Below are 17,542 nucleotides of genomic sequence, written 5' to 3' on the forward strand. Positions count from 1 at the left end.
GCGAGCCCCGCAGTCGCGAACGAAGGGCGAGCCGAGTGAGCGGGCTGCGGATCGAGGAACAGCCGGACCGGCTGGTGGTCACCCTGGACCGGGCGCCGTGATCCGTCGGTCAGTGCCGGTTGCGGTAGGCCTTGATCGCGCTGTCGATGATGTCCCAGAGCGTGATCAGGATCGTGCTGACCACCACGACGGTGGCGACGGTGTTCAGGTTCTCCTCGCGCCCGAGCCACTCCCAGCGGGCCACGAAGTCCGGGTTGAGCAGCCGGTCGGTCGACATCAGCCAGATCACCGGCACCGCGAACGCCAGGTCGAGCAGCGCGTTCACCGCGACCAGCGGCCAGGTCCAGCGCCCGGCCCGGTACTTGGCGAACTCCAGGCCGACGGTGGCGACCAGCACGGCGATGAGGAACGGCAGCCAGAAGTTCCACAGCGCCGGGTCGAGGATCGGCAGGTTGCCGCCGTCCGGGTTGGGGACGAACGAGTGGAAGTGCTGCACCGGCAGGTACGCGATGACCAGGACGAGCCAACCGATGGCGGCGGCGGTGTCGGTCAGGGTGATCTGCCGGTCGGCGCGGTATTCCGGGAGTTGGTCGACGGTCCACTCCGGCAGGTTGAGCGGAGTGTTGGTCCGCTCGAGGATCGCGAAGACCAGGGTGACCCAGAAGGCGATCTGGATCGCGACCTCGATGGCGCTGCCGATCCCCGCGCCGACCGCCCCGCCCGTCTTGTCGCCGTCGGTCGCCTCCAGCAGGCCGACCACGACGCCGACCAGGGCCGGTATGAAGGAGAGCAGCAGCTTGAGCAGGCGTTCCCAGGCCAGGTAGTAGGTCGGCCCGATGAGCTGCAGCCGGCGGTCGGCGTAGCGGGCGGCGAGCTGCGCCGGGTTGCCCAGCTCGGTGAGCACCTCCCGTTCGGCGGTGGCGGTGTCGTGTCCGTCGGCCGTCCGGCCCTCGATCATGTCGTCGATCGACGCGCGCAGTTCGGTGGCGATCTCCTCGCGGCGCGCGGCCGGGACCGAGCGCAGGGTGGCGGCGAGGTAGCGGTCGGTCAGGGAGGTCATCGGTCCACTCCTTGGATCAGGCCGGTGAGGGAGGTCTGTACGGCGGCGAGGTCGTCGAGGAGTCGGCCCAGCAGCGCCTCGCCCGAGTCGCTGGTCCGGTAGAACTTGCGCGGTCGGCTCTCTTCGGTGTTCCACTCGCTGGTCAGCAGCCCCTGCTCTTCGAGGCGCCGCAGTAGCGGGTAGAGCGTGTTGGCGTCGACCGGGAAGCCGTGGCCGGTGAGCCGTTGCAGCAGCGCGTAGCCGTAGCCGGGTTGGCGCAGGGCGACCAGGCTCGCCACCACGACCGTGCCCCGCCTCAGCTCCTGAAGATGGGTCCGGAGGATCTCGTCGCTGACCATGCGTCACACGATACTGTGCGCCACACAGCATTGTCTAGCCCCATAACGTAGTGCCAACTCACGATGATGTGAGCGGGCCGCACATGGGCGGCGGGCGGCACGCCGACGGCCCGTCCGCAGGTGCGGACCGGGCCGTCGGTTGCTCGGGTCAGCAGGACGGCCCGTGCCGGAAGTTCCGCTCGACGAAGGAGGCCGGCCCGACCTGGAAGTAGCCGACCCCCGGACGGATCGGGTGGCCGGTGAAGAGCTCCACCCGGGACCCGTACCGGACCAGGTAGGCCGAGGCGGTTCCGGCGTCGTTCCAGACCAGCGAGCCGCGCCGGCCGTAGATGGCCTCCAACTCGGCGAAGGACATGCCGACGGCCGCGCCGGCGGGGGAGTGCGGCGGCGCGGTGGCCGTACCCACCTCGACCAGACGACCGGCCGAGAAGGCCAGCAGGATCACGCCGGCCCAGGCGCCGGTGACCCCGGCGTGCTGGACGCCGGCGCAGCCCGGCGCCACCCAGTCGATCAGGCCGGCCGCGGTGAGCCGGTCCAGGCGCGCGCCGATCCGGAACGGGCCGGCACCCCGGACGCTCAGCAGGGCGGTCCGCGCGGGCCGGACGGCGGTGGCTGTCCGGCCGCTCGCCGAGCCGGCGGCCGCCGCGACGGTCGCCGGCACCACCGCCCGGACGGGCGCGGGCGGGGCGTCGGCGAGGGCGACGGCGCGGGGCGCCGCGACGGCCGGGGCGGCGACGGCCACCGGCGCGACGGCGGTGAGCGCCAGCAGGCCGGTGAGGACGGTGGACGGGAGACGGTTCATGGTGGATCTCCTTCCGGAATTCGAGCTCCTGTCCTGTTGGTCTCCGCCCGGGCCGCTCCGGTTCGTCGGGTTCCCGACCCGGCCGGCGGACGTCTACCGTCGAGGGATACGGCGGCCCGGTGCCGATCGGCGGGGGTGATGGGGTTGACCGCGCCGAGCTTGATCGGGCCCTACCGGGTCGAGCGGCTGCTCGGCGCGGGGTCGTTCGCGACGGTGTGGCTCGGCCATGATCCGGTCCTCGACTCTCGAGTGGCGATCAAGGTGCTGGCCGAGAACTGGAGCCACGACCTGCGGGTCCGGGAACGGTTCCTCGACGAGGCCCGGCTGCTGCGGCGGCTGGAGCACGAGCGGCTGGTCCGGGTGCACGCCGTCGGTGAGCTGCCCGACGGCCGCCCGTACGCCGTGCTGGCCTGGGCCGACGGCGGCAGCATGCGGGACCGGCTGGCGCGCGGGCCGTTGCCGGTGCCGGGCGCGTTGGCCCTGCTGGACCAGATCGCCGCTGGCGTCGCCGTCCTGCACCGGCACGACGTGGTGCACCGCGACCTGACCCCGGGCAACATCCTCTTCCGCAGCGGGCCGCAGGCCGGGTCCGGGCCGCCGGGCGAGCACGGATCGGGGCCCGAGCGGGTGCTCATCGCCGACCTCGGGCTGGCCAAGGCGCTCGCCGCCGCGTCCGGGCTGACCGCCCGGGCGGGCACCCCCGGCTACATGGCGCCCGAGCAGGACGACCCGCTGGCCGTGGTGGACACCCGCGCGGACGTCTTCGGGCTGGGCCGGCTCGGCCTGCGCCTGCTCGGCGCCGCCGCCATTCCGCCCAACCCGCCGGCCCGGCCGCCCGACCGGGGTCCCGGCGCGCCGGTCCGGCTGCGCAACGGCGTACCGCCGGCGGTCGCCGCCGTGCTGACCCGGGCCACCGCATCCCGCCCCGCCGAGCGCTACCCGGACGCGGCGGCGTTCCGGGCGGCGCTCGCCCGGGCCGTCGGTGAGGGCTCGGACCGGGCGGCGGCCGCGGAGAGGCGGCCCGACCGCCGTCGGACCGCCACCGCCGGCCCCGACCGGGCGGCGGGTGGAGGGAGGCGGCCGGCCCGCCGCCGGCTCGCCACCGCCGGCGCGGGCCTGCTGGCGCTCGCCGCGCTCGGCCTGCCGGCCGGCGACGCGGGCACCCGCCGCCACACCGCCGGCACCGCCGCCAGCGGGCCGGTGACGGTGGCGCTGCCGGCGGGTTGGCGGGCCACCGGCGCCGGCTGGTCCGGCCAGTACGGCGAGGACGGCCTACTGGAACCCGCGCTGGTGATCTCGCCCGAGCCGGCGCGGTGGGCGGCGGACCCGAGCGTGCCGGGCGCCTTCGTCGGCCTCTCCGCCAGCACCGCCCGGCGTACCACGGTGGAGGGCTGGTTGGCGGAGCGTCCGCACGCGGACTGTGTGCCGCAGCCGGTGCGGCGGACCCGGCAGGGCGGGATCGACTGGGTGGTGGCGGGCTTCACCTGCCCGGCGGGGCGGCCGGTCGTCGTGGAGGCGGCCGGGCTCGCCGAAGGGTCGGCCGGCCTGCTCTACGTACAGGTCACGCCGCCGCCAGGACGCGGCGCCGACTTCGTCGACGCGCTGCTCGCCGGGGTGCGGGTCGGTTAGCCCGGCCGGTCAGACCACCACCACGCTGATGGTGTGCAGCGCGTCGGCCTGCGGGATGGTCACCGCGACCGTGCCGGCGCGCAGGAACCGGATGTCCACCACCCCGGCCTCGTAGCTGCGGGAGACCAGGTCCTGCCGGTCCACGGTGACCTCGCCCGGGCCGATGCCGATGATGCGCAGCACCGCGCCGGGGGCGAAGCAGAGCGACCGGATCAGGGCCAGCTCGGTCTCGGCGAGCACCAGGTCGTAGCGGACCGCACCGAGGCAGGCGCTCGGCAGCGCGGTCGGTGAGGCCGACGGCGTCCGCGTGGCCGGGATGCGGGTCGGTGCGGGCAGGGCGGCCGGCGGCCGGCGTACGGTCGGCGCGCTGGTGCTCGGCGGCGGGGTGGCCGCCGGCGTGGTCGGCCCGGCGGTGGTGGTGCTGGCCGGGGCCGGCGGCCGCACCGGCAGCGGCGCGACCGGGGTGGCGTCACCGCAGGCCACCACGCTCACGGCCAGCGCGACGGCGACGGCCGCCACTGCGCCGGGCCGGCGGGCCGGGTGACCGCGCTCAACCATCGGACATCCGCTGCCGGACCTGCTGGCGGGCCTGGTGCAGGCGGGACTTCACGGTGCCCTCCGGCACGTCGAGCAGGGCGGCAATCTCCCGGTAGTCCAACCCGAGCACGTCGCGCAGGGTGACCGCCTCGGCCAGTTCGGGCCGGACGGCGTCGAGCGCGTCGAGCAGGTCGAGCCGGGTGCCGGCCACCACGCTGGTCCGCCGGGGATCGGGCGCTTCGGGCAGCGGCACCCCGCCCGCCTCCACCAGCCAGCGCCGGCGCAGCACGCGGTAGGTGGAGCGGGCCCGGTTGGCGGTGACCCGGTACAGCCAGGTGTGGAACGCCGAGCGCTGCTCGAACCGGCTGATTCCCCGGGCCACCGCCAGCAGCGCGTCCTGGCAGGCCTCCTCGGCGTCCTCGCGGTGCGGCAGCAGGCGGGCGCAGAGTCGCAGCACCTCGGGCCTTACCGCCGCCAGCAGCGCGTCGAGGGCAGCCGGGTCGCCGCGCGCGGCTGACCGGGCCAGCTCGTCGGTACCCTCCGGGAGGGGCATCGGCGCCTCCAGTCGTTCGCCGGAGTGCGGGGCCCATCCAGGCTATGGCCGCCGCGGCCCGGACGCGCGGGGGAGTCCGGCAGCCGACTGCCGGCGTCCGGCGGCGCCGGAGAGATCCACACCACCCGGCCCGTGGATCCTCCGCGCGGCTGCTGGAGAGGGCCCCGGCAGCGGGGATAGGGTAGGCCGACCGACCTCGACCATCCCATGATCCGACCCGGGGGGGCGCTCTGCATGGGCGATTCGTTCGCGCATCTGCACGTGCACACGGAGTACTCGATGCTCGACGGAGCGGCCCGGCTCAAGGATCTGTTCGCCGAGGTCAGCCGGCAGGGGATGCCGGCGGTGGCGATGACCGACCACGGCAACATGCACGGCGCGTACGACTTCTACAAGCAGGCGACGGCGGCCGGTGTCACCCCCATCCTCGGCATCGAGGCGTACGTGGCGCCGGAGTCGCGGTTCCACAAGCAGCGGGTGAAGTGGGGCCGCCCGGAGCAGAAGAGCGACGACGTATCCGGTAGCGGTGGCTACACGCACAAGACGATCTGGGCGCGGAACAAGACGGGCCTGCACAACCTCTTCGCGCTGACCTCCCGCGCGTACACCGAGGGTTTCTTCGTCAAGTGGCCGCGGATGGACGCCGAGCTGATCGCGGACTACTCCGACGGCCTGATGGCGACCACCGGCTGCCCCTCGGGTGAGGTGCAGACCCGGCTGCGGCTGGGCCAGGACGCGCAGGCGCTGGAGGCCGCGGCGAAGTACCAGGAGATCTTCGGCCGGGAGAACTACTTCCTGGAGTTGATGGACCACGGCCTGGACATCGAGAAGCGGGTCCGGGACGGGCTGGTCGAGATCGGCCGCAAGCTCGGTATCCCGCCGGTCGTCACCAACGACTCGCACTACACCCACGAGGTGCAGTCCGAGTCGCACGACGTGCTGCTCTGCGTGCAGACCGGCAGCAACATCGCCGACCCCAACCGGTTCAAGTTCGGCGGCAGCGGCTACTTCATCAAGTCGGCCGACGAGATGCGCGGCGTCGACGGCTCCGACGTGTGGCTGGAGGGCTGCCGCAACACCCTGCTGGTGGCCGAGAAGGTCGACCCGACCGGGATGTTCGAGTTCCACAACCTGATGCCGCGCTTCCCGGTGCCCGAGGGGGAGACCGAGGAGTCCTGGTTCCGCAAGGAGACCTTCGCCGGGCTGGCCCGCCGCTACCCGGGCGGCATCCCGGAGGGGCACGTCGTTCAGGCGGAGTACGAACTGGGCGTCATCAACCAGATGGGCTTCCCCTCCTACTTCCTCGTGGTCGCCGACTTCATCCAGTGGGCCAAGAAGCAGGGCATCGCGGTCGGTCCGGGCCGTGGCTCGGCCGCCGGCTCGCTCGTCGCGTACGCCCTGGGCATCACCGACCTCGACCCGATCCCGCACGGCCTGATCTTCGAGCGGTTCCTCAACCCCGAGCGCGTCTCCATGCCGGATGTCGACATCGACTTCGACGAGCGTCGGCGCGGCGAGGTCATTCGGTACGTGACCGAGAAGTGGGGCGAGGACAAGGTCGCCCAGATCGCCACCTTCGGCACCATCAAGGCGAAGGCCGCGATCAAGGACTCGGCCCGGGTGCTCGGCTTCCCGTACGCGGTGGGCGACCGGATCACCAAGGCGATGCCCCCGGCCGTGATGGGAAAGGACATCCCGCTCACCGGCATCTTCGATCCGAAGCACCCGCGCTACGCCGAGGCCGGTGAGATCCGTGGCCTCTACGAGTCCGACCCGGACGTGCGCAAGGTCATCGACACCGCGAAGGGCATCGAGGGGCTGATCCGGCAGACGGGCGTGCACGCCGCCGGCGTCATCATGTCCGCCGAGCCGATCATCGACCACATCCCGCTGATGCGCCGGGACGCCGACGGGGCGATCATCACCCAGTTCGACTACCCGAACTGCGAGTCGCTCGGGCTGTTGAAGATGGACTTCCTCGGCCTGCGCAACCTGACGATCATCGACGACGCGGTCAAGAACATCCAGCTCAACCACGGCAAGCAGCTCGACCTGCTGGCGTTGCCGCTGGACGACCAGGCCGCGTACGACCTGCTCGCCCGGGGCGACACACTCGGCGTGTTCCAGCTCGACGGTGGGCCGATGCGCTCACTGCTGCGGCTGATGAAGCCGGACAACTTCGAGGACATCTCCGCCGTCCTGGCGCTCTACCGGCCCGGCCCGATGGGCGTCGACTCGCACACCAACTACGCGCTGCGCAAGAACGGCCTGCAGGAGATCACCCCGATCCACCCGGAGCTGGCGGAGCCGCTGCGGGAGATCCTGGAGCCGACCTACGGCCTGATCGTCTACCAGGAGCAGGTGCAGCGCGCCGCGCAGATCCTCGCCGGCTACACCCTGGGCCAGGCCGACCTGCTGCGCCGGGCGATGGGTAAGAAGAAGAAGGAGATCCTCGACAAGGAGTTCATCCCGTTCCGGGACGGCTGCCGCGAGCGCGGCTACTCCGACGAGGCGATCCAGGCGGTGTGGGACGTCCTGGTGCCGTTCGCCGGCTACGCGTTCAACAAGGCGCACTCCGCCGCGTACGGGCTGGTCTCCTACTGGACGGCGTACCTGAAGGCGCACTACCCGGCCGAGTACATGGCCGGGCTGCTCACCTCCGTCGGTGACGACAAGGACAAGATGGCGCTCTACCTGTCCGAGTGTCGCCGGATGCGCATCCAGGTGCTGCCGCCGGACGTGAACACCTCCGCCGGGCCGTTCACCCCGGTCGGCAAGGACATCCGGTTCGGCCTGGCGGCGGTGCGCAACGTCGGCGCGAACGTGGTCGCCTCGATCATGCGCTGCCGCGACGAGAAGGGCGAGTACGGCGACTTCTACGACTTCCTGTCGAAGGTCGACGCGGTGGTCTGCAACAAGAAGACGATCGAATCGCTGATCAAGGCCGGTGCGTTCGACTCGCTCGGGCACACCCGCAAGGCGCTGCTCCAGGTGCACGCGGACGCCATCGACGCGTACGCCGACGTCAAGCGCAAGGAGGCCACCGGTCAGTACGACCTCTTCGGCGCCGGCTTCGGCGATGTGGAGACCTCCGGCAGCAGCACGGTCATGCCGGTGATCGGCGACGGCGAGTGGGACAAGCGCGACAAGCTCGCCTTCGAGCGGGAGATGCTCGGCCTCTACGTCTCCGACCACCCGCTGTTCGGCCTGGAGCACATCCTCAACGCCGCCGCGGACACCACCATCGCCGCGCTCGCCGAGGACGGCGCGGTACCGGACGGCGCGGTGGTCACCCTCGCCGGCATCCTCTCCGGCGTGCAGCGCCGGGTCACCAAGCAGGGCCGGGCCTGGGCCTCGGCCACCCTGGAGGACCTCGCCGGCGGGGTGGAGACCCTCTTCTTCCCCAACACCTACGAGGTGATCGGGCAGTACATCGCCGAGGACGCGATCGTGGTGGTCAAGGGGCGGGTCGACCGCCGCGACGACACCCCACGCATCATGGCGATGGACATGTCCATGCCGGACGTCAGCACCAGCGCGACGAACAAGCCGGTGACGCTGACCATCCCGGTGCACCGGTGCACCCCACCGCTGGTCGAGCGGCTCAAGGAGACCCTGGTGCTGCACCCGGGCGACACCGAGGTGCACGTCAAGCTGCTCAACGGCGGCAAGACCACCACCCTGCGGCTGGGTCCGTTCCGGGTCGCGGCCACCACCGCGCTGATGGGCGACCTGAAGAGCGTCCTCGGCCCGGCCAACGTCAGCTGACCCCGCTCGGCGACCCGTCTGACCAGCAGATATAACGCTGGGTACACCCGTACGCCAGGTAGCGGCCCTACGGTCGTCCGAGGCGCACCGAGGTGGTGCGCATGACCCTCGACCCTGGGAGCCACCATGGAGCAGGTGCTCATCGCCATCGCGGTGAACGTCCTCAGCGCCGCGCTGATCGCGCTCGTCACCGCCGCCGTCCGACGATTCGCGGCGCCCGCGATCTGATCCGTTCGGCGAACCCCGGCCCTGGCCGGGGGCGCGGTGCCAGCCCGGCGAGGGGCCGGCCCGTCGGGGCCGGCCCTCGGGATCACCGGTCCGCGACGTTCACCGCCGGCCGTAGGCGAGCCGGCGGAGCAGGACCTCCGCGGGCCCGCGTCGGGCTCGGCGGTGCAGCAGGTACGCGCCGGCGAGCGTGGCCAGCCAGACGAGCACCGCGCAGCCGGCGGCCACGAACGTCGGGCTGCCCAGGCGGTCGCCGAGCGCGAGGGCGAACGGGGACGCCAGCACCAGCCAGGCCACGGACTGCACCAGGTAGCCGCTCAGCGAGCGCCGGCCCAGGGCGGCGAGGGCGGTGATGGGCAGGTGCCGCCGCGCGCCGGCCGGCCACGTGGACACCCGCAGCGCGAGCAGCCCGAAGAGCGAGGCGTACCCGATCCCACCGAAGAGGCCGGCGGACTCGTACAGCAACTTGGCGTGCCCGCCGGTGGCGGCGTCGACGTGCAGGAAGCCGCCGGCGAGCAGTGCCATCGGCAGCCCACCCAGCACCGCGACGGTGAGCCCGATCGCTGCGCCCCGACGCAACAGCCGGCGGTGCCGTGCCGGGTCGTCGAGCAGCCGGCGGCGGGCCGCCCAGGCGCCGATCCAGATGAAGAGGATCATCGGAAGCATGGTGAGCACGGTCGCCGGCCACTCGGTCACGCGAGCTTCCAGCGACGCCGGGTAGCTCGCCGCCGTCACCGACGGAAAGTCACTCGTCGGCACCCCCGCCGCCGGGCCGGCTCCGGCCGCCAGGCCGCGAACCACCAGCGCGCCGAGCACAAGCAGGTAGAGCGCGCCGAGAATCAGATAGCCGGGCGCGAGCCGGTGGACCCGGTCGCCGCGACGCAGCAGGAGCAGCGTGAACGCGATCCCGATGAGGCCGTACGCGCCGAGGACGTCACCGGAGTACAACAGCACGCCGTGCGCCAGGCCGAAGACGAACAACCAGGCGTTGCGGCGCAGCAGCAGCGCGCGTACGGCTCCCGGTGGGCGTCCCGCCTCGTCCTGCCGGCGGGCGAACTGCACCAGCCCGTAGCCGAACATCATGGCGAACAGCGGCAGGGCCCGCGCGTGCACGAAGAGGAAGAGGAAGACGTTCCAGATCCGCTCGGGGCCGTGCGGCGTCGGATCAACCCCGGGAGTGGAGGCCAGGAACACCCCCGCCGCGTTGGCCAGCGCGATGAGCAGCAGCATGGCGCCGCGGGCCAGGTCCGGCGCCAGTATTCGTTTCCCGCCCGAGATCGGCGCCCCCGCGCGCTCCTCAGCGCGCGCCTGCATGTCGACCGTCATCGTCTCCCCCTCGTCAGCCGGCGAGCACTAAACATACGACGTAAACTATATGAAGTAAAGAAAGTGCCTGGGCGGCCCGCCGCGCTGCCACCGATGTGCCGGTCGTCGGCGTCGCTGGGCGATGATGGGGTCCGCGATCGGGTCGAGGAGACGGAGGTGGCCGCCGGCCATGGGCGACGAGGTACCGATCGGGCTGGCCCGGCTGTGGCGACTGCCGACGGAGTCCCGGCTCGGTCGGCCGGCCGAGCTGGACGCGGAGCGGGTCGTGCGGACCGCCGTCGAGCTGGCCGACCGCGCGGGACTGTCGGGCGTGACGTTGGCCAAGGTCGCCAAGGAGCTGGGCTTCACCACCATGTCGCTCTACCGGCACGTCGGCTCCAAGGAGGAGCTGCTCGTCCTGATGGGCGACGCGGCCACCGGCCCGGCCCCGCAGCTCGCGGCCGGCCCCGGCGCGTGGCGGGCCGGGCTGCGGCAGTGGGCGTACGCGCTCCGGGCGGTCCACGCCCGACACACCTGGCTGTCCCACCTGCCGGTCAGTGGCCCGCCCAGTGGCCCGAACGCGATCAGCTGGATGGACGTGTGCCTGCGGGCCCTGCGCGGCACCGGGCTGGACTGGGGGACGAAGGTCGGCATCATGACCCTGCTCTCCGGCTACGTGCGCAGCGCGGCGCAGCTCGCCGGAGACCTCGCCGAGGGCCGGCGGGGCAGCGGCCTCGACCAACCCCAGGCGGAGCAGGAGTACGGCCGCGCCCTGGCCGGCCTCGTCGACCGTGAGCGCTTTCCCGAGGTGGCGGCACTCTTCACCTCGGGGCTGTTCGAGTCGGCGCCGGCCGACGACCCGGAGCAGGCCGATTTCGACCTCGGTCTCGACCTGATCCTCGACGGCGTCGCCGCCGCGATCCGGGCCGCCGGGCACGGCGACTGACGCCGGATCCCGGCTCGCGGCGAAGGCCGCCGACCTCGCATTGGCCGTCCGCCCTCGCGGCGGGCGGCGTTAGCGTCGGCCCATGGAACTCGACGAGGCGCAGAAGTTGTGGCAGCCGGAGCCCGGCTGGTTGAACACCGCCAGCTACGGGCTGCCGCCCGAGCCGGCCTGGGCGGCGTTGCAGGAGGCGCTGGCCGACTGGCGGATCGGCCGGACCTCCTGGGAGGGGTGGGGCACGGCGGTCAACCGGTCCCGCGCCGCCTTCGCCCGACTGATCGGCGGCGTACCGGCCGAGGACGTGGCGGCCGGCAGCACGGTCTCCCAGCTGCTCGCCCCGGTCGCGGCGGCGCTGCCGGCCGGCTCGACCGTGGTGGTGCCCGAGGTCGAGTTCACCTCCAACCTCTTCCCCTGGCTGGCGCAGGCCGAGCGGGGCGTGCAGGTGCGCACCGTTCCGCTAACCGGGCTGGTCGACGCGATCGACGCCGACACCGACCTGGTCGCGTTCAGCCTGGTGCAGTCCGCCGACGGCGCGCTCGCCGCGTACGACGAGATCGTGGCGGCGTCCCGCGCGCACGGCGCCCTGGTCGCGGTCGACGCCACTCAGGCCTGCGGCTGGCTGCCGTTCGACGGCGGCCTGGCCGACGTGGTCGCGGTCGCCGCCTACAAGTGGGTGATGGGGCCGCGGGGCGCGGCGTTGGCCTACCTGGCTCCGACGCTGCGCGAGCGGCTGCGGCCCGACGCCGCCGGCTGGTACGCGGGCCGTGACCCGCACGCCTCCTACTACGGCCCGCCGTTGCGGCTGGCCGAGGACGCCCGCCGGTTCGACATCTCACCGGCCTGGTTCAGCTGGGTGGGCCTGGCGCCCGCACTCGACCTGCTCCTCGACGTCGGGCTGCCGGCGATCCGGGAACACGACGTCGCGCTGGCCAACCGGCTGCTCACCGGGCTCGGTCAGCCGCCGGGGGAGAGCGCGATCGTCACCGTCGAGGTGCCGGACGCGCAGCAACGGCTGGAGCGGGCCGGCGTCCGCGCGGCGGTACGCGCGGGCCGGGTCCGGGCCTCCTTCCACCTCTACTCGACAGTGGACGACGTGGACCTGGCGCTGGACGCGCTCACCTCCTGACCGACCCGCGCGCCGCCCGGACGCCGGGTGGCGCGCGGCCCCGGCGGCGTCGGGATCACCGGGTGCTCGCGCGGTCGAGGTGGGACCGCCACATGCGTGGCGGCGTCAACCCGGGCACTGATCACCCTCGATGGCTGTCGAGTCGGGCCGCAGGAGGTGGCGGTGGAGGCCGGGTACGGGTCGAGGCATAGGAATATGTGGCTGATCGACATGGCTCGACTCCCGCACCCCGCCGTAGGTTTCCTGCACGCGACGGCCATGTGACCACGGTCACCGTTCCGACCGTCGCCGGAGACCTCGGAGGACATGGCGATGGCCGGGCAAGCGATCCTGTCGGCTCGCGGGCTGACCCGCGACTTCCGGGGCTTCCGGGCGGTCGACGGCGTCGACCTCGACATCGCGCCGGAGAGTGTGCACGCGCTGGTCGGCCCGAACGGCGCCGGCAAGACCACCCTGTTCAACATGCTCACCGGGTTCCTGCGGCCCAGCGGTGGGCGGATCGAGCTGGCCGGCCGGGACGTCACCGGGCTACCCCCGGAGCAGGTCGCCCGGCTCGGCGTGGCCCGCTCCTTCCAGATCACCAGCCTCTTCCCCCAACTCTCCGCGCAGGAGCACGTCGAGCTGGCGTTGCAGTCGCCCAGCGGGCTGGGCTGGCGGTTCTGGCGCTCGGCGAAGCTGATGGGCCGCTACCGCGACCGGGCCGCCGAACTGCTCGACATGGTCGGGCTCACCGAGCTGGCCCTCGCGCCCGCCGAGGCGCTGGCGTACGGGCGCAAGCGCGCGCTGGAGCTGGCCATCGCCCTCGCGCTGGACCCGAAGGTTCTGCTGCTCGACGAGCCGACCGCCGGCATGGGCCTGGAGGACGTCGACCGCACCGTCGAGCTGATCGGCCGGGTCCGTCAGGGCCGGACCGTGGTGATGGTCGAGCACAACATGAGCGTGGTCGGGCGGCTCGCCGACACGGTCACCGTGCTCCAGGCCGGCAAGGTCCTCCTCGAGGGCCCGTACGACGAGGTCCGCGCCGACGAGCGTGTGATCACCGCCTACCTGGGAGCCGCTGATGCTGCGCATTGAGAACCTCTCCGCCGCCTACGGCGAGGCGCAGGTCCTGCGGGACGTCAGCCTCGACGTCGCCGCCGGCGAGGTGGTCACCCTGGTCGGGCGCAACGGGGCCGGCAAGTCGACGTTGCTGCGCTGCGTGATGGGGCTGCACCAGGGCCAGCGGGGCACGGTGGAGCTCGACGGGCGGGACATCGGTCGACTGCCGGCCTACCGACGGGCCCGGCTCGGGCTCGGCTGGGTGCCCGACGACCGAGGCAGCTACGCCACCCTGAGCGTCACCGAGAACCTCACCCTCCCGCCGACCGTCGGCCCCGACCCGTGGTCGCTGGAGCGGGTGTACGAGGCGTTTCCCGCCCTCTACGACCGGCGCGACTCGGCCGCCACCATGCTCTCCGGCGGCGAGCAGCAGATGCTCGCCCTGGCGCGGGTGCTGCGGATGGGCGCCCGGCTGCTGCTCTGCGACGAACCGACCGAGGGGCTCTCCCCACTGCTGGTGCAGCAGGTCGGCGACCTGCTGCGCGAGGCCAAGCGGCACGGCGTCACCGTGCTGCTGGTCGAGCAGAACCTGCACTTCGCCACCGGCGTCGCCGACCGGCACTACCTGCTGGCCGAGGGGCGCGTGGTGGAGGCGATGGACAACTCCGAGGTGCGCTCGCGGGAACGCGAGCTGCTGTCGTACCTCGGCATCTGATCCGGACTGCTGACCCGCGCGTCACGCGCGGATGGAGGGAATGGCATGCGTAGGACCGTGGGTGTGGCCGCGGCGTCGGCCGCGGTGGTGCTGGTGGCCGGCTGCGGCGGAGGCGGGCCCCAGTCGGGCGGCGACCAGAAGCTGACCGGCGACAAGATCGTGCTGGGCGTGCTCAACGACCAGTCCGGGGCGTACTCCGAGCTGTCCGGCAAGAACTCGGTCAAGGCCGTGGAGATGGCCATCGCCGACTTCAAGGCCAAGCACGGCGACCAGGCGGTGACCAAGAACATCACCGTCGAGACCGCCGACCACCAGAACAAGCCGGACATCGCCAACAGCAAGGCCGCCGAGATGTACGACCGCAAGGGCGTCGACCTCATCCTCGACGTGCCGACCTCCTCGGCCGCGCTGAAGGTCGCCGACGTGGCGAAGGAGAAGAAGAAGCTCTACTTCAACATCGGCGCCGCGACGACCGACCTGACCGGCAAGAGCTGCAACAAGTACACGTTCCACTACGCGTACGACACGTACATGCTGGCCAACGGCACCGGCAAGGTCACCACCGAGCAGGTGGGCAAGAACTGGTACATCCTCTACCCGAACTACGCCTTCGGGCAGGACATGGAGAAGAGCTTCTCCGCCGCCATCACCGCCGCCGGCGGGCAGGTGGTCGGCAAGGACGGGGCGCCGTTCCCGAACACCAGCGGCGACTACTCCACCTACCTGCTCAAGGCCCCGACGCTGAACCCGAAGCCGCAGGTGCTCGGCACCATGCAGGCCGGCGCCGAGCTGGTGAACGTGGTGAAGCAGTACAACGAGTTCAAGCTGCGGGACAAGGGCGTCGGCCTCGCGGTCGGCCTGATGTTCATCACCGACATCCACTCGCTCACCCCGGCCGCGCTCGCCGGCACCACCTACACCGACGCCTGGTACTGGAACTTCGACCAGGAGAACCGCGCGTTCGCCGACCGGTTCCAGAAGGAGACCAGCACCCGGCCGTCCTTCGCCCACGCGGCAAACTACTCCGCCGCCATGCAGTACCTGGAGGCCGTGCAGGCCGCCGGCACCGACGACGCGGACACCGTGGTCAAGGGGCTGGAGGGCAAGGAGGTCAACGACGTCTTCCTGCGCAACGGCAAGATCCGTGCCGAGGACCACCGGGTCGTGCACGACGCGTACCTGGCCCAGGTGAAGCCGCAGTCCGAGGTCACCGAGCCCTGGGACTACGTCAAGGTGCTCAAGACCATCCCCGCCGCGGAGGCGTTCGCCGCCCCGTCGGCGGACTGCAAGATGTGACCAGGGCATGACGGGCTTCCTGCAGAACACGTTCAACGGGTTGGTGAGCGGGGCGTTCTACGCCCTGCTCGCCCTCGGGCTCGCGGTCATCTTCGGCATGCTGCGGGTGGTCAACTTCGCTCACGGCGCCTTCTACATGCTCGGCGCGTTCGGCGCGTACGTCCTGCTCGCCGAGGCGGGCGTGCCGTTCTGGGCGGCGCTGGTGATCATGCCGGTGGGGCTGGGCCTGCTCGGCATGGCGCTGGAACGGGCGGTCATCCACCGGCTCACCCGGCTCGACCCGCTCTACAACTTCCTGCTCACCTTCGGCCTGACGCTGATCCTCCAGGACCTGGTCAAGTCCCGGTACGGCGTGCAGTCCAGCCCGTACGCCACGCCGTCGGCGCTCAGCGGCTCGGTGAACTTCGGGCTCTTCGACTTCCCCACCTACCGGGTCTTCATCCTCGGCTTCGCCGTCCTGCTCTGCGTGGCCGTCTGGTGGGTGCTGACCCGCACCCGGATCGGCATGGTGGTCCGGGCGTCCACCGAGCGACCCGAACTGACCCAGGCGTTCGGCATCAACGTCGGACGCTGGGTCACCCCGGTCTTCGGCTTCGGCATCGGCCTCGCCGGTCTCGCCGGAGTGCTGGCCGCGCCGATGCGGGCGGTGAACCCGCTGATGGGCGCCGACCTGATCATCGTGGTCTTCGCGGTGGTGGTGATCGGCGGGCTCGGCTCGATCTTCGGATCGGTCGCCGCGGGCTTCGGCATCGGCCTGGTGCAGGCGTGGGGAGAGGCGTACCTCTCGGACTTCCCGATCGTGTCCCAGACGATCGTCTTCATCGTGATGGCCGTCGTGCTGCTCTGGCGCCCGGCCGGGCTCTTCGGCCGTGAGGAGGCACCGGCATGACCAGCACCGTCGACACCCCGGAGAAGGCCGGCCGCCCCGCGCCGCCGTCCGGCCTGGTCGCGGTGGCCCGCGCCCCCGGCTGGGTCCGGTACGCGCTGCTCGGCATCGGGTTGGCCGCCGCGCTGTGGCTGCCGAACGGGCTCTACCCGGCGGTGGCGGTGGACATCCTCTGCTGGGCGCTCTTCGCCGTCGCGGTGGACCTGCTGCTCGGCTTCACCGGGCTGATGTCCTTCGGGCACGCCGCGTTCTGGGGCACCTCCGCGTACGTCACCGGGCTGGTCGCGATCCACGCCGGCCTGCCGTTCCCGGCCGCCGTCCTGGCCGGGGCGCTCGCCGCCGCGGCGCTCGCCGTGCCGATCGGCTACCTGGCGGTGAAGCGGACCGGCATCTACTTCGCGATGGTCACCCTCGCCTTCGCGCAGATGGTCTACTACGTGGCGAACGAGTGGCGCTCGGTCACCCGAGGCGAGAACGGCCTGCAGGGCGTGCCGCGATCGTTCTTCGGGATGGACCTGACCGACGACTACTTCTTCTACTACGCGATCCTGCCGATCGTTCTGCTCGGCCTCGCCGCCGCGTGGCGGATCGTGAACTCGCCCTTCGGCCGGGTGCTGGTCGGCATCCGCGACAACCCGGCCCGAGCACGGGCACTGGGCTACCCGGTGCACCGGTACAAGCTGACCGCGTTCGTGCTCTCCGGGTTCATCGCCGGGCTCGGCGGGGGACTCTTCGCCGTCGGGCATCGCTTCGTCTCCCTCGACACGCTGCACTGGACGACCTCCGGCAAGGCGGTCATCGTCGTGGTGCTGGGCGGCATCGGCACGCTCTGGGGCGGGGTGCTCGGCGCGGCCATCGTGGTCCGCCTGGAGGACTGGCTGTCGTTCTCCGGCTTCGAGGCGATCGGGCTGGTCACCGGCGGCATCTTCGTCCTGGTCGTACTGCTGTTCCGGCGCGGCATCTGGGGCAGCGCCGCCGCCCTGGCCCGACGCTGGATGGCCCGCCGCCAGCGCTAGCCCCACCTGCCCGGGCGGGTGCGGCTGGCTCTGCGTTGCCGTGCGGGGCGACGTGGCGGCTGCCGGACGGCGCGACTCGGTGGCTGCCGGAAGGCAAACAGACGCCGCCGGATCCGTGCCGGTTGCGTTCCGGCGGCGGCGGCTTGTGATGCCATCAGTCAGCTACGGGCGCGTGGTTCGTGCGGGCGCGCCTGACCGGCTCGCCGGCGCATTGGAGATCTTGGACAGTTTCCGTTCGCGGTTGACGGTAACTGTCCAAGATTGGCGGCGAAGACGCCGCTGGCCGGCACCCGTGTCAGGGTGCC

Annotated in this window: 15 protein-coding genes; 9 read left to right on the forward strand and 6 right to left on the reverse strand. The window is 72.3% G+C overall.

What is annotated here, in order from left to right; all coding sequences use genetic code 11:
* Positions 1–109 precede the first annotated feature (109 nt).
* From AB0C04_RS31920 to AB0C04_RS31930, 3 genes are all read right to left on the reverse strand, one after another.
* Positions 110–1,060 (reverse strand): permease prefix domain 1-containing protein, encoded by a 951-nt coding sequence (locus AB0C04_RS31920; protein ID WP_357062138.1) that lies wholly within the window; start codon positions 1,058–1,060, stop codon positions 110–112.
* Complete coding sequence (locus tag AB0C04_RS31925; protein WP_350872980.1) at positions 1,057–1,398, reverse strand: PadR family transcriptional regulator; 342 nt, start codon at positions 1,396–1,398, stop codon at positions 1,057–1,059. The genes AB0C04_RS31920 and AB0C04_RS31925 overlap by 4 nt, the downstream gene beginning before the upstream one ends.
* Positions 1,399–1,546: 148 nt before the next feature.
* Positions 1,547–2,200, reverse strand: a complete 654-nt coding sequence (locus AB0C04_RS31930; RefSeq protein WP_357062141.1) for a hypothetical protein — start codon at positions 2,198–2,200, stop codon at positions 1,547–1,549.
* Between the two features lie 138 nt (positions 2,201–2,338).
* Between AB0C04_RS31930 and AB0C04_RS31935 the strand changes: the two genes are divergently transcribed.
* Positions 2,339–3,829 carry a serine/threonine-protein kinase gene (locus AB0C04_RS31935; RefSeq protein WP_357062143.1) on the forward strand — a complete coding sequence of 497 codons (1,491 nt, stop codon included), beginning with the start codon at positions 2,339–2,341 and terminating at the stop codon, positions 3,827–3,829.
* Between the two features lie 9 nt (positions 3,830–3,838).
* Here AB0C04_RS31935 and AB0C04_RS31940 read toward each other — a convergent pair whose 3' ends face one another.
* Both AB0C04_RS31940 and AB0C04_RS31945 read right to left on the reverse strand, forming a co-directional pair.
* Positions 3,839–4,387: a hypothetical protein gene (locus AB0C04_RS31940; RefSeq protein ID WP_357062146.1), complete on the reverse strand. Its 549-nt coding sequence runs from the start codon at positions 4,385–4,387 to the stop codon at positions 3,839–3,841.
* Positions 4,380–4,919, reverse strand: a complete 540-nt coding sequence (locus tag AB0C04_RS31945; RefSeq protein WP_357062149.1) for an RNA polymerase sigma factor — start codon at positions 4,917–4,919, stop codon at positions 4,380–4,382. The genes AB0C04_RS31940 and AB0C04_RS31945 overlap by 8 nt, the downstream gene beginning before the upstream one ends.
* A 234-nt stretch (positions 4,920–5,153) precedes the next feature.
* Here AB0C04_RS31945 and dnaE point away from each other — a divergent pair, with 234 nt between their 5' ends.
* Positions 5,154–8,687, forward strand: coding sequence for a DNA polymerase III subunit alpha (gene dnaE, locus AB0C04_RS31950; protein WP_357062152.1), 3,534 nt, complete (start codon positions 5,154–5,156; stop codon positions 8,685–8,687).
* Positions 8,688–9,014: 327 nt separating this feature from the next.
* Here the strand turns inward: dnaE and AB0C04_RS31955 are convergent, their stop codons facing one another.
* Positions 9,015–10,238: a DUF418 domain-containing protein gene (locus tag AB0C04_RS31955; RefSeq protein WP_357062155.1), complete on the reverse strand. Its 1,224-nt coding sequence runs from the start codon at positions 10,236–10,238 to the stop codon at positions 9,015–9,017.
* Between the two features lie 169 nt (positions 10,239–10,407).
* Between AB0C04_RS31955 and AB0C04_RS31960 the strand changes: the two genes are divergently transcribed.
* The 7 genes from AB0C04_RS31960 (at position 10,408) to AB0C04_RS31990 (ending at position 17,237) form a co-directional block, all read left to right on the forward strand.
* Positions 10,408–11,163: a TetR/AcrR family transcriptional regulator gene (locus AB0C04_RS31960; protein WP_357062157.1), complete on the forward strand. Its 756-nt coding sequence runs from the start codon at positions 10,408–10,410 to the stop codon at positions 11,161–11,163.
* 82 nt (positions 11,164–11,245) lie between these two features.
* Positions 11,246–12,286 carry an aminotransferase class V-fold PLP-dependent enzyme gene (locus AB0C04_RS31965; protein WP_357062160.1) on the forward strand — a complete coding sequence of 347 codons (1,041 nt, stop codon included), beginning with the start codon at positions 11,246–11,248 and terminating at the stop codon, positions 12,284–12,286.
* 312 nt (positions 12,287–12,598) lie between these two features.
* Entirely contained in the window at positions 12,599–13,360 is a 762-nt protein-coding gene (locus AB0C04_RS31970) for an ABC transporter ATP-binding protein (RefSeq protein ID WP_357062162.1), read from the forward strand.
* On the forward strand, positions 13,347–14,039 hold the full coding sequence (locus AB0C04_RS31975; protein WP_357062165.1) for an ABC transporter ATP-binding protein: 693 nt from the start codon (positions 13,347–13,349) through the stop codon (positions 14,037–14,039). The genes AB0C04_RS31970 and AB0C04_RS31975 overlap by 14 nt, the downstream gene beginning before the upstream one ends.
* Positions 14,040–14,084: 45 nt before the next feature.
* Positions 14,085–15,335: an ABC transporter substrate-binding protein gene (locus tag AB0C04_RS31980; protein ID WP_350872971.1), complete on the forward strand. Its 1,251-nt coding sequence runs from the start codon at positions 14,085–14,087 to the stop codon at positions 15,333–15,335.
* A 7-nt stretch (positions 15,336–15,342) separates the two neighbouring features.
* Positions 15,343–16,224, forward strand: coding sequence for a branched-chain amino acid ABC transporter permease (locus AB0C04_RS31985; protein WP_350872970.1), 882 nt, complete (start codon positions 15,343–15,345; stop codon positions 16,222–16,224).
* Positions 16,221–17,237, forward strand: a complete 1,017-nt coding sequence (locus AB0C04_RS31990; protein WP_357062168.1) for a branched-chain amino acid ABC transporter permease — start codon at positions 16,221–16,223, stop codon at positions 17,235–17,237. Before AB0C04_RS31985 ends, AB0C04_RS31990 begins: the two co-directional genes overlap by 4 nt.
* Positions 17,238–17,542: the final 305 nt, after the last annotated feature.

It is taken from the genome of Micromonospora sp. NPDC048909, assembly GCF_040649635.1.
GTDB lineage: Bacteria > Actinomycetota > Actinomycetes > Mycobacteriales > Micromonosporaceae > Micromonospora.

Excerpts from the sequence above, each read along its gene's own strand:
- AB0C04_RS31940 (WP_357062146.1), bottom strand. The coding sequence starts at position 4,387 with ATGGTTGAGCGCGGTCACCCGGCCCGCCGGCCCGGCGCAGTGGCGGCC.
- AB0C04_RS31935 (WP_357062143.1), top strand. The coding sequence starts at position 2,339 with ATGGGGTTGACCGCGCCGAGCTTGATCGGGCCCTACCGGGTCGAGCGG.
- AB0C04_RS31975 (WP_357062165.1), top strand. The coding sequence starts at position 13,347 with ATGCTGCGCATTGAGAACCTCTCCGCCGCCTACGGCGAGGCGCAGGTC.
- AB0C04_RS31925 (WP_350872980.1), bottom strand. The coding sequence starts at position 1,398 with ATGGTCAGCGACGAGATCCTCCGGACCCATCTTCAGGAGCTGAGGCGG.
- AB0C04_RS31930 (WP_357062141.1), bottom strand. The coding sequence starts at position 2,200 with ATGAACCGTCTCCCGTCCACCGTCCTCACCGGCCTGCTGGCGCTCACC.
- AB0C04_RS31960 (WP_357062157.1), top strand. The coding sequence starts at position 10,408 with ATGGGCGACGAGGTACCGATCGGGCTGGCCCGGCTGTGGCGACTGCCG.
- AB0C04_RS31990 (WP_357062168.1), top strand. The coding sequence starts at position 16,221 with ATGACCAGCACCGTCGACACCCCGGAGAAGGCCGGCCGCCCCGCGCCG.
- dnaE (WP_357062152.1), top strand. The coding sequence starts at position 5,154 with ATGGGCGATTCGTTCGCGCATCTGCACGTGCACACGGAGTACTCGATG.
- AB0C04_RS31955 (WP_357062155.1), bottom strand. The coding sequence starts at position 10,238 with ATGACGGTCGACATGCAGGCGCGCGCTGAGGAGCGCGCGGGGGCGCCG.
- AB0C04_RS31965 (WP_357062160.1), top strand. The coding sequence starts at position 11,246 with ATGGAACTCGACGAGGCGCAGAAGTTGTGGCAGCCGGAGCCCGGCTGG.
- AB0C04_RS31980 (WP_350872971.1), top strand. The coding sequence starts at position 14,085 with ATGCGTAGGACCGTGGGTGTGGCCGCGGCGTCGGCCGCGGTGGTGCTG.
- AB0C04_RS31985 (WP_350872970.1), top strand. The coding sequence starts at position 15,343 with ATGACGGGCTTCCTGCAGAACACGTTCAACGGGTTGGTGAGCGGGGCG.
- AB0C04_RS31945 (WP_357062149.1), bottom strand. The coding sequence starts at position 4,919 with ATGCCCCTCCCGGAGGGTACCGACGAGCTGGCCCGGTCAGCCGCGCGC.
- AB0C04_RS31920 (WP_357062138.1), bottom strand. The coding sequence starts at position 1,060 with ATGACCTCCCTGACCGACCGCTACCTCGCCGCCACCCTGCGCTCGGTC.
- AB0C04_RS31970 (WP_357062162.1), top strand. The coding sequence starts at position 12,599 with ATGGCCGGGCAAGCGATCCTGTCGGCTCGCGGGCTGACCCGCGACTTC.